Genomic DNA, 12,572 nt, shown 5'->3' with positions numbered 1-12,572 from the left:
TATTATTTCAAAGAAAGCGCGAGGAAACAGAGGTCAGAAAGTGCAGGGAAACCTGGAATTATGGACAGTCAAAGTGTTCGCTGGTGAAATAACTATTCATTTAACAGTTATTATATAAAAAGAGGCATTGAAATCAATGCCTCGTCTGTTAGTCTACCTGTATTTTACACTAAGTTCTGTAATGAATTTTTCAGGATTTTTATTGGAATACTTTATCCATAACGAATCTCCTACATTTTTCCCCATCAATTCTTTTATGTCATTCCCCCCATCAATATTTTTCCCATCTACCTTATATCTTACTCGTATATTTTTTCCTTTGTAAAAACTAACTTTAGTAATGATCCCTTTAGTTAATGAATAATCATCAAAAATTTCTTTTACATCTTTTTTCCGCTCCTGGGTTCTATAATATACAAATGTAGCCAATGAACCTAAAATAACCGTCATCACTATAAAAAACTGTAAATATTCCTTTGTAGAAATTTTCTTTTTTTCCATAATATTATTTATCAATTTTATACACTTCTTTTATTCTATCCGTCATTTTACTTCTAATAGCTCCATTTATCAATCCTCCACCTCCCTGGCTGTTGATAAATCTCTGTACATTTTTCATGTGCATTTTGTTGGTATTTGCAACATTTGAAGCCCTTACAGCTTTGGTAAGTTTAAGTTCTGCTGCCACTGCTCTCCCGCTTAGAGGATTTCTTCTAGACAATTGATTGAATGTATTTCTTGCATTAGCAACATTCCTCAATGCCTGAACTTCTTTCTTTTCAAGATTTTTTACAGCTGACTCAGCAACGCCTCCTACTTTTTTCCCCACAAATCCTCCTAATTTACCACCTATAAGGTCTACTCCTGCATCATAGGCAGCATGCTTTACTGATTTGTTTACTCCAACTACCTGAAGTCCGCTATCACCAGATGAATAATCAACACTTGCCTTTAATGCTACTGCAGAATACTCTGCTACCCCTGCGAGTGCAGGATTAAAGCCTATTATTCCTCCTTTTGCAGATTCAATTCCTACATCTGCCCAATCAACCTCATCGAATGATTTTCCTGCAAGCAATTGAGTTCCCAATTCTATCCCTCCAAACGCAACAGCTCCAAGTACAGCACCAGCTACATTTTGCTTACCATTCGGGTCCATATACAATACAGGATTTTGATAACAGTAAATATAAGGGTTAAGATTACCTTGGTTGAAAACTCCATCATTATGATCACCATCTCCATAAAATTCATCTTCCATTACCGGATTGTAAACAGCCAATGGATCTACTCCGTACCACAGACTTAATCTTGGATTATAGTATCTCGCTCCGTAGTAATATAATCCTGTCTCACTATCCAGTTCTTTTGCATTGAATTTATAAGGATTGTCATAAACTCCTGTCATCTGCTCTGCCATAGTTTCTCCGAACGGTAAATTTATGAAAAATTGCGTTGCATCCCCATGTTGTTCGGTTACAAAATTTGCAGTTCCCAAATGATCTCCATGCAGGTAATAAACATTTGGCTGTGCTCCATTTTTGTTCGACAATTCGGTTGTAATATTTTTAAAATCTATTCCTGCTTTTTCGAGATATATTTTCAAATCAATTTGAGGATCTGGAAGATCTTTTTTATCAATTTGGACATTTGACGCTTGCTTCATTGTAAAATCCTGATATCCAATTCTGCTTGCGACTCTTTTTTCACCTGCATAATAATGTTTAGTAAAGGTATTATTAGCATCAATTGTTACATATTGATTAGGATAAATCTTATATTCATTTATTGCTATACTACCTCCATCAATCAAAACACCGTTTTGATAAAGTTGCGGACCGTCGGCAAGATTATATTTAATAACCCTCTCTCCTTTATCATCATAAACATAATATTGATACGAACCTGCGAAATCCTTATTTACAGCTTTTAATCTATCTTGTTCGTCCCAATACATTCGGGCTACATCACCATTTTTTTCATGATTAACCAAATTTCCATTAGAATCATATTCAAATTTTTCGTATTCGCCAGTACTTAAATTATCAATATTTTCAACTTTATGAGTTCCATTTATATAATGATATTGATTTGAATAAGTATTTAATGAATTTTGACTTCCATTCTGCTCGTGTACCTGATTTTTTTGGTTAATTCCACCAACATTGTTGTAGCTCAAACTTAAATTAAAGTTAGAATTTTCTATGGCAAATGCTCCAGGAGCACCGCTAAAATCTCCTCCAGATGAAATAAGCCTGTTTAAGCTATCATATTCATAGCCAAATGTATAATTTCCTCCCATATTCTGGAAAGGCTGGGCACTATTGTCTAAATTAGTAATATTTCCAACAAAATCGTAGGTATAGTTGTTTTTAAGCAATTCAACCCCTCCATTATCGCTCAATTTATGCCGATTTAGCCTTCTGTCCGCAGGATTGTAAAAAAATTCAGACTTGGTATCATTGCCATTTACTACCATTATACGCTGCTCATACTCATCGTATTGAATATCTTTAATATATTCGTAACCCTCTTTATTATAAATTTTCACAAGGTTTCCTGCTAAATTATATTCATAATTTACATTCTCTCCATCTGGATATACAATAGACAATGGACGGTTCCAACTGTCATATCTATATCTTGTACTAAACAGCATGTCTGGAATATTATAACCATTCACCATTTTTTCTTCAGCGGTTACTTCTCCCATATTACCGTAATTATACTTTGTAACTCCGGAATTATCTATTTTTACAATCATTTTTCCAGCATTATTTCCTGATCCAGCTGTACCATAATCATATCTAACGTTTGCAGGATTTGCGCCGGAAGGAATATCTGGTAATCTGACTTCTTTAAGCCTATTGTATTCATAAAGGTATTGAATATACGTCTGAGTTGGGTTATTTTGCAAGTTTGAAGTAAATAATCTGTTAAGATTTCCTGCCGTATCATATTCATAATTTGTTGTTCCGTGATCCGGATGAATCTGAAGGACTCTTCTACCTGCTAAATCATAGTCATATATTGTTAACAAACCTTCTGGATCTACTAATGACTTTAGTTCCCCAATCTCATTATAACCAAATGTTGTATCTACATTTTGGGTAGGGCTAAGATAATTTCTGTTCCTTACTGTTTTCCCTTCAACATTAACAAAGGTTTCGGACTTTAACTGATTTGAGCTGTTCTGCATCATTGTAGTTGTATTTCTGAACAGCCCGCCATTAATAGCATAATTATAATTTGTAGTATGCAGCATTTCATCTGTGGTGGACATTACTCTATCCTTGGCATCATAACTTGATGAAGTGTAATAATTAGAAATCTGAGATAAATTCAACTTCATATTTGTACCTGTATTGCTACTGAACGGATATTTGGTTTCATCAACAGGATGATACTCCCTGATAGTTCTGCCATGCACATCTGTTAAATTTCTTCCTGATACCGACATTCTTTCTACTCCATTCAGTAATATATCCTTTTTCATCTGGATTATTTTTCCCCACCCATCTGCAATAGCAATTGTTTCTATCGGATTTGATGGATCCAACTCATTGTAATGCCTAGTGATTGCAAGAAATTTAGTATTTGTATCATTATAATAACTTAATGACCCTTCGGTGAAGCTATAATAATATTCAATCGTATAAGGTGCGCCACTTTCCAATTCTTTTGGTGCTATAATTCGTAATAATCTTCCTTTAGCATCATATTCATATTGCGTGGTATTACCGGAATTATCGGTGGCACTTATTACTACATCGAATCTTGGATCATATTCTGATGTCGAATAATATCCCATGACATCGGTAACCTGTACTGGATATTTATACATTTCTGAATCATACTTGTATTCTAAAGAATAAATATCTCCGTTTCCATTTTCCGGATATTCTATTTTTTCGATATTTCCAAACAGATCATAATACATGCTTGTGATAGAGCTCTCTGAATTATTGAGTGATACAAATAGCTTTTGTATATCACCCGTAACAGGATCTACTTCTGTCCCGCGCTTTCTTAAAACAGTTGAAGGAGAAGTTCCTGCATAAACTGTTATTGATTCTGGTACGTTTAGAATATTATCAGACGATGGCAGATCATGATATGTTATTACAGAATTGTAACTTGAAGTAGGACTTATATATTGGTATTTTATTAATTGTCCTTTCTCATTATACGTTGAATTTACGGTAGTTGTAATATTTCCTCCAGTCTCAAAAATCGTGGTAGATGTCTGGGCCTGTAATGTTATTGCCATTTTTCTACCTTCTTTTCCTCCTGTATCATATGTTTCAGGAAGTACTGTAGAAAGGTTGATTTTAGTATTATTGTCTTTAAACTTATATAATTTGTAGATATTATTAGTAACAGATGTTAATGAAGAAGTTCCGGTAAAAGATTCTGATTTCCTCATTATCCCGTTTAAGAAATAACCATTGTTATAATATGTATTTCTCACAGATCTGTAAATAGTAGTCGGATTATCCATTTCATTGATTGTTACTGTAGCAAAACCAAAGAAATCTCTTTCTCTTCTGTCGTATTTACCGTTTTCATATACGTATCTATTTACAACATCTTTGCCTGGTGTAGAAACTATATATGTATTTGAAAAAGCATCAGGATTAAGCATTTTAGATTCTGTCATCACCAATCTTGCATTTGGATCATTATAAGACGGTTTAGTAAATCCATAATCAATTTCAACAACATTTACCGCACTCTTGGAAAAGAAATTAGTAACTCTTTTCAGCTTATTGGTTCTTCCTATTTTAGAATGATTTACCGTAAATCCTCCACTGTGTGAAACTACAAGATCCGGGAACCCGTCGCCATTCATATCTTTAAATGCCTTATCAACCTCAGAGATTGATATCCCTATATTTCCTGAACCCTGTGCCCCTACTTTTAAATAAAGAAGCGGTATAAAAATACAGCAAATTGGAATATTAATATAATAATGACCGCCAAGAGATAACCCTCCATTGTATGTTTTTGCTTCATTACTAAAATTAATATTTCCTGAAGAATTTTTAAATAAAGTAGTTGCCGGTGAAAACTTATTTCCTAAGTTATAGCTTACTTTGGTATTCGCTCCATCTACATATATAAGATCAACAAGTCCGTCTGCATTAATGTCCTCATATAATCTTTCGGCAGTACCCATAGAAGCTGAAATTCCAAGGCTGGCAGAAATGCCAAATCCCATTGACATCCCGGAAGCATAATCTACTCCACCGGAAAGTATATTCATATCAAATCCGATACCTGCAGTTCCTGTAGGTTTTGAAGCATAGGAAGCCAATCCTGAATAGGATTCTCCACCATTCAGACGGTAGCCCATATTTAAAGAATATGAACCTGAACTGTTGAACCTGTCTACAAGGCCATCTCCGTTTACATCCATATAATATTCCATTCCTTCATCTCTGGTAGGCTCTTTATATGTTGTAATGCTTGCTCCGGAATCTGCCCAAGGTGTTGAGGTATCTGTTTCTGTTGTCGTAGAAGATTCTCCCCCAAACAATGTTCTTCCGGCAGTCTTGAATCCGCTTATTGAAAATCCTTTTGCATTTGAGTTTTGATAATTATCAGATTTTGAAATATAATTGTAAATGTAAGGTTCATGGTTACCCGGACTGGATCCGGCACCTCTTCCCAGACCCCCTGTAGCATTCGTAATCTGGGCATTATCTTTATAAACGATATCCGGATATCCGTCTCCGTTCATATCAATAAAATCCTGTGTGCTTACGTTTTTATCTCCTTCAAGATAAGACTCTGAATTTGATAGATTTACAACAATTAAAGAACCGCTTACTGTTTTAGTCCTTGCTCTGCTGTATGATCTTTTATCTATTCCAAACATTTTGGTATCTACATCTCCCTGAATTGGCATATCTATGATTTCAGGATCAATTGATGCTGTACTGAACAGGGATGATACAGAATCATCATCCTTGAAAGAATCTGCCATTGCGTATTGCTCAGGAAGACCTTTCCCCATCCATTTTTCTACATTATTGTTATTCTTAAATGGAAATAACGGGAATAATGCAGGCGGCGCTCCTATATTTGGTGAATTGTACGGACCACTGTTCTGCTGAATACATTGCTCAACTTCTGCCTGAGTTGGAAGATTTACGCAACTGGCTAAGTTTCCGATAGGCGGAGAATTCATTCCCTGCACTAATCCTGGATTAATCAGTTTTCCGAAATAATCTTTAGGAGTGTTCGGGTTAGGAATATAATCATTCGCTACCTTATCAAAAATCATATCGCTGGACTGATCGTACAAAAACTGACCGTAGTTATTATAAATATAACTGTAAGGATTCAAAGCTTTCGAGTTAATAGATGTCGCAGCAATATCACCCGATGAACCTGTTGAGTTATTAACTGTAAAATAAAATGGCTTACTCAGAAAGAATGATCTGTATATCTTATAAGTTGTTTCATCAGCCGTATTATTACAATAAACCTGGAGACTTATCATTTGATCCACCGGAAATCCGGTTGTTGGAATGGTTCCTGCATGCACCAAAACAGGAGCACTACCAGGAAGCGTCTGACTGTTAATGAGGTCATACTCCACAACAGCAGGACTTGCCTGTGTATTTACTTCTACTCTTCTTTTAGCAAGAATTGCAGTTCCTTTCTTAATGATATAAACAAAGCTCCCTTTAAAACTTGTTGTTCCAGGTAAGTTTTTATTTAAATTAATATAATAATTGTTACTTGTGGAATCCGCCAGGAAATAAGTCAGTAAATTAATCTTCGCAGTAAAATCCGTAATATAATGTGATGGATATTCCGGAATTCCTTTTACATTGATTGGGTTACTGTTTCCATTAATAGTGGTCTGATAATTTACTGCAATATTATTCCAGTTTGCATCCTTAAACGATCTGTGCGTGTCCGATTCTACTTTGAATTTGATCTTTATTGGCTGGCCAGCTGCCACAGTCTGCGTAATAGTAGCAGCAGGTGTTACAAAAGAACTGTTACTTTGTGGAAATGGCGGTGTTGAAGAAGGTGGATATAATATTGTTTCAGTATTTGTGTTCACATCCAGCTTTATAACTTTAAATGAAATTTTATCTGTTGATTTAGGGAAAGTAATAGCAGGAATATCAACTGTTACAGTTCCCGGATTATCAAAGCTTAAATCATTTAATCCGTTATTAAGAAAATAGTTTTCAGAATAGCTTCCGTTATTATGATGGAATCCGTCCTGTTCTAAAAGTTCATTTGCAGCCTCAGGTGTAGGAGTTCCTCCCAGAAGAGGAAGTTTCATATATTCTATTTTAGGATTTGAATAAACCTTGAAATCCTTAATATTATTTTTATGAAGTCTTACAAATACCTTATCTCCCGATTTTACTGTTAAGTATCCGGGATTATTGATAGCAAGGTGATTATTGCTTTCGACAGGATTTATACTCTGAATATCCGAAAAATAAGTATTATATTTTGTGATACTGATATTCTGAACAGACGTTGCTGGGGTAAGAATTTTCAAATAAATTCTACCGTTTGTAGGAGTAGTGCCGGATGCAGGATTCAGAATTTCTACAGAATATACAGCTTTGGCATTAGGTACATTTTCTATGCTAATATTATCTGTAAATTTTATAATTCCATCCTTTGGTGCAACCCAGAATTTTACAACGTCCAAACCAGATTCGTTATCATTATTCTGCAGAGCATCATCGGCTACAATAACCATGTTTTCTGTGGTGTCACTAAAATTTGTCATTTCATTTATTCCACCGGAACTTAATCTGTTGAACCAAACCTGACCATCTTTTACAACATCCATCAGACCGTCTGAGTTGGCATCCGTAAGGTACGTCGAAGTTGTGCTTCTTGTAGTAGACCATACAAATGATCTGTTATACCCTAACCCAAAAACTTTAAGACCAAAATCGTATCCTTTGTTATCTGTCTTTGTTTTTGTGTAAGAGAAATCACTGTTAAGATTTGATATTTGTTTTGGAGCACCAAATGCAAGTGAGCCTGAAGCGAGCGAGCCGGGACTTACAAAAAGACCGGTATTCGGTTTTCTGTAAATAATATCCTGAACCCCATCGCCATTAAAGTCAATTAACTGCTGTACATTTCTCGCTTTTGCTTCAGAATACCCAAGCATTCCTGAAATCATGGCATGCCCATAAGGATCTTGTGTAGGTAAAAGAAAATTAAGTCCAAGTCCCAATCTTCCGTTTACACCCCATTCAAAAGTTGAATTTGCCTGAATTTTAGAAGGTGTTAATGAAGGCGGCAAAGGAAAAACATTTGCAATATTGGCATTTACATTGGAATCACCACCAAAATTTGTGATTGTATTGCCTGTTGCATCTTTAATATCATCATAATAATCAAACACATACTCATCAGTAGTAAGATTATTGTAAGAAAAATCATTTGATGTATCAATATGCTTAAGGCCTGTTAGCAAAGTTTTGTAAAACTCGCCTTCTTTATAAGTTAATGAATAAGTTCTTATCAGTTTCCCGTCATATTTTACATAGATTTTATTCAGTCTATACGGCTCTACTTCTTTTACGCCTTTTTTAGCATTAATACTGATATCCTGACGTACAATTGAACCTTCTTTTTCAAATTCTACAGAATACAATTTAAGACCGCTGTGGGCATCATTATTGGTGTATAGAATTTTCTGAATATGAAAATACTTTCCGTTGTTAAGGTTTTGGTTTACTCCCGTTAATCCGGTAAGATCATAATTGTCGTAAACATATTCTACGTAATTTCCGTTCACGTCCATTTCTTTCCAGACTGCCCAATGAACAATATTATTATTTGCATCTCTGATTACGGATTGCGTATTTACTGAATTTTTATCTCCACCATAGAAAATTTTCCCTCCGGAAGGAGTTGTTACTACCCATCTATAATCGCTTGGTGTAGTTCCATATCTTTCTATTTTACTGAAATTGTGATTTTTTCTTAAGAAAAACTTCTTTTTATTGTTAGTCAAAAAATCAGTTCTTTTTTGCTTGTCTGTGGTAAACACAGTACTGAATTCACTAATATCATTATGACGGTGAGGAAGATAGCTGTTATCATATACCAGCATTGCTCCATCCATGGAATAAAGTTCTGTTTCATCAGTCTGGTCAAAACGAGGAGCACCCCATCTCGTATCAATTGAAATAGCAGATAAACCATTAATATCCCATCCTTCTCCCATCCAGCCGTTTCCTTTACTGCTGTCATATCCTAACGAAAGACTTGGCTGCATACCTTTTCTACCAGATGGAATTACAATAGGGTAAGACACACTTGCTGTCCCTTTCTGATTGGCTGTTGGCGGTGCGATAAAATTACGTCCAACAGTAGGATTTATTGCTTTTAGCCCGCTGATTCCTGTAGGATTTGATGCGCCTAACTGCGGAGCTTCCGGAGTAGAGATGACCCCATTGATATAGTCTGTATCTCCATCTCCTTCCACAGTCACGGTTTTTGTTTTCGTGTCCACGACTGCAGCTTTTTCCACAATCCACTGTCTTCTGGCATAATCAAAATGGAAGGTCTTAATATCTTTCGGAGAGATCAGTCCCAAACGTTTTTCGTCGTAAGGAATCGTGAGCTTTACTTTTTTATTAAGCTTGCCTGAGATTACCGATAACCGGTAAGCGGAATTGTTTACCGTAACATTCTTTAATCCTTGTGAAGTGGCAGGAAAATCTTTTGATCTTAATTTTAACACTTCAAGATAAGCTGCTTCCGAAGTCCCTTTCTCAACCTTAATGTTGATTCCTTCATACTCTACACTGAATTCCTGATCGTTGGAAACGGAAATGCCCTTTGCATTGGAATAGGTATTACTGAATGTTTTGAAAGAAGCGGTTTGAGCAGGAATTTTGTAATTATTGGTAACTCCGTCTGCGGTCACGGAAAAGCTGCCTTTTGCCTTATCACTCTCTGATACCTGAATCAGCTTTTCAAATTCTCCGTTTTTCAGAGAAACATATTCATTGTTAATCGTAGTTCCCGCTCCGTTTATATTGCTTCCTTTCACATACAGACTGCTTCCGGAAAGAACTGAGCTCACTATAATATTGTCGTAAGATTTCCTGTCATTATCGAAAACAATCTTCAGGTTTTTAACCTTATATTTCACGCCGTCTGACGGCGAAGTAAATAAAATCGTGTTCAGCCCGCTTCTGATAAGGCTTGAGCTTACCGCTTCCCTCTGATGGCTCCACTGGGCACTCGGAACGACAATATCGCCGCCGATTGCCACATTATGGTTGATCGATCTCGGAACCGACTGGTGTGAAGCCAGCCCGAAAAGATCATATTCCAGATAGGCAACCGTATTTTCCTTATGTACTGCCGGAACATCGACCGTGAAAAAGTTATCTGAAATCCGGTCTTCTTCCGTATCTGAAAAAGTACCGATTGTCCCTTCTTTTTCTCTCGACGGATAAGAAATAACATGATCCGAAATTCCATTGATTCCGGATGATCCTGTATCTTCAGTCTGTGCCCGGAAAGGATTGTTTTCTGATAAAATATCCTGAGGCATTTTCTTTTCCGAATTGTTATTCAGAGATGCAACGGATGCTTTGTTACCGGATATTTCCTTTGCTCGTATGCCCTCTTTTTTATCGGTCAGCTTGGTCATAAGCCTGACTTTGAAAGCCCTGACTTTCTGCCGGTCTTCTTTAGTAAAACCTGCAAAGACAAACATACAGGCAAAGAAGCACAACAGCAGGAATGACTTCTTGGTAAAAGGAAGCCGTTTTCTGAATATTTTCATGGTATAAGTTATTCTACGATTAGTTTGAAAGTTTTTATGATTTTCCCGTCCCGGGTGAGATTAACTAAATATGAACTCTGGATCGGCAGGTGGTTGACATACGATCTTGCATTGCTGCTTACTTTATCCAGCGCAACAAGCCGCCCGCCACCGTCATAGATAGAAATGATCAGGTTTTCCATCGGCGGAAAAACGACGGTGAAATTCTGGTCTTTCTTTACCGGGTTTGGATACAGGGCAATCTTTGTAAGATCCAGAGAAAGATCTTTTTCGTTATATAAGGTTCCTGATCTTGGATCCTGATTTGGCGTACCGGGTTTAATGTCTTTTACAGGGCTTACCGCAAAAGTGAAAGACGTTTTGTCTCCTGTATCAAAGGCATCTAAGAATTCCACTTTATTAAATACAACAAAATTGCCATTTTCAACCCCTGGAATTTTCTTAATATCACCATTGTCCTTTTTAAGCAGCATCCAGTATGAAAGCGGCAGGGAACGCGGGTTAACCGTCTCCTTGATAATCCTCACCTGATAGTCTGTTTTGGGAATTTTGTTTCCGATGAAACTGATTTCCCAGTTTCTTTCCAGAACATCAAGATCACTTTGAGGCTTTAAAGAAATTGCCTTATCATCATCAGACCACATCACAAAGTTATTATTGTCAAATCTGTTTTGGGAATTTTGTTTCCGATGAAACTGATTTCCCAGTTTCTTTCCAGAACATCAAGATCACTTTGAGGCTTTAAAGAAATTGCCTTATCATCATCAGACCACATYACAAAGTTATTATTGTCAATGACCGTAGGGTTTTCAGAATTGGTTCTTTTGATATCATTCATCCCGATAGCCARAAAAGGATCAGCCTGGTTGGATGACTGCTTCTGATAAAGCTCATTGCCATCATCCCTACCTAATCCGGTCGGCCGGTATTTATACGCAGGATGCTTTTCAGGATCCCASATCACCTTTCCATCGCTCCCGTAATATTTGCCTTTTTCCAGGGAAATTCCGTATTTGATGGCGAGGTAAGAATGTATTTTATTCAGATCCATCATTTTAGCTTTTTTAGGAAAGAAAATCATTTCATACAAATTCTGATCTTCAAACTTTATTTTTAAACTGTCAGATTTTTCCTTTTTTGAATCTGCTGTACCGGTAAATGAAAAAATGCTGGGCCTTTTACCGATTTCTTTGGATTCTTTTCCTCTTCTGTACGAGGTATTCCCCAAAGAAACATTTTYCCAGATCATTTCATCCTCTTTTGAAGCATGCACCAGGCTAAGCGTATGGCTTTTATCTTTGCTGTATTTAATGTATTTTTTTAGAAACTTGTCTTTGATACCGCAGTGGAAATTTAGAAGATTTTCATCCGTGCACCTTGCAGCTTCCCGTGAGGCAGGATTTATCTTCTCCCAAATCTGGACATCCGAACCCACCAGCTGGGCATTAGCATAGAATGAGCATGAAAATGTAAGAAATATGAACATTCTTGAACATAGGAGTTTAAACATAGTTATGGTAGTTTTTATTTATCTTTCTACAAAAGAAAAAGAATAATCAGAAGAAATCTCTTATAAATTTATGATCCGATTAAAGTTTGAAGGCCTACGGAAACATGGGCAATAGAAATTGCAGAAGTTAGAAAATACGTAATTAGGGTTTTCATGGTAGTAGTGTATGGTTATTTTTTACAAAACTAAGTTAATGATTAACCATTTAGGATAAACATTTCGTCATTTGAGGAGCAGGCAGGGCTCGAACCTGCGACA

General features: G+C 36.3%; 4 protein-coding genes. All 4 read right to left on the bottom strand.

What is annotated here, in order from left to right:
* Positions 1–153 precede the first annotated feature (153 nt).
* Positions 154–501, bottom strand: a complete 348-nt coding sequence (locus ASE55_RS18880) for a hypothetical protein (protein WP_056223349.1) — start codon at positions 499–501, stop codon at positions 154–156.
* A 4-nt stretch (positions 502–505) separates the two neighbouring features.
* Positions 506–10,285 (bottom strand): SpvB/TcaC N-terminal domain-containing protein, encoded by a 9,780-nt coding sequence (locus ASE55_RS18875; RefSeq protein ID WP_185116306.1) that lies wholly within the window; start codon positions 10,283–10,285, stop codon positions 506–508.
* Between the two features lie 527 nt (positions 10,286–10,812).
* The gene (locus tag ASE55_RS18870) at positions 10,813–11,448 is read right to left on the bottom strand and encodes a T9SS type A sorting domain-containing protein (RefSeq protein WP_056223345.1); all 636 of its coding nucleotides are present in this window, start codon (positions 11,446–11,448) and stop codon (positions 10,813–10,815) included.
* Positions 11,448–12,290 (bottom strand): hypothetical protein, encoded by an 843-nt coding sequence (locus ASE55_RS18865; protein WP_056223344.1) that lies wholly within the window; start codon positions 12,288–12,290, stop codon positions 11,448–11,450. The genes ASE55_RS18870 and ASE55_RS18865 overlap by 1 nt, the downstream gene beginning before the upstream one ends.
* Between the last annotated feature and the right edge of the window lie 282 nt (positions 12,291–12,572).

It is taken from the genome of Chryseobacterium sp. Leaf201 (assembly GCF_001421435.1).
Lineage (GTDB): Bacteria > Bacteroidota > Bacteroidia > Flavobacteriales > Weeksellaceae > Chryseobacterium.
This window is presented reverse-complemented; position numbering and strand designations above follow the sequence as displayed.

Coding starts and splice junctions, on each gene's coding strand:
- ASE55_RS18870 (WP_056223345.1), bottom strand. CDS start 11,448: ATGTGGTCTGATGATGATAAGGCAATTTCTTTAAAGCCTCAAAGTGAT.
- ASE55_RS18880 (WP_056223349.1), bottom strand. CDS start 501: ATGGAAAAAAAGAAAATTTCTACAAAGGAATATTTACAGTTTTTTATA.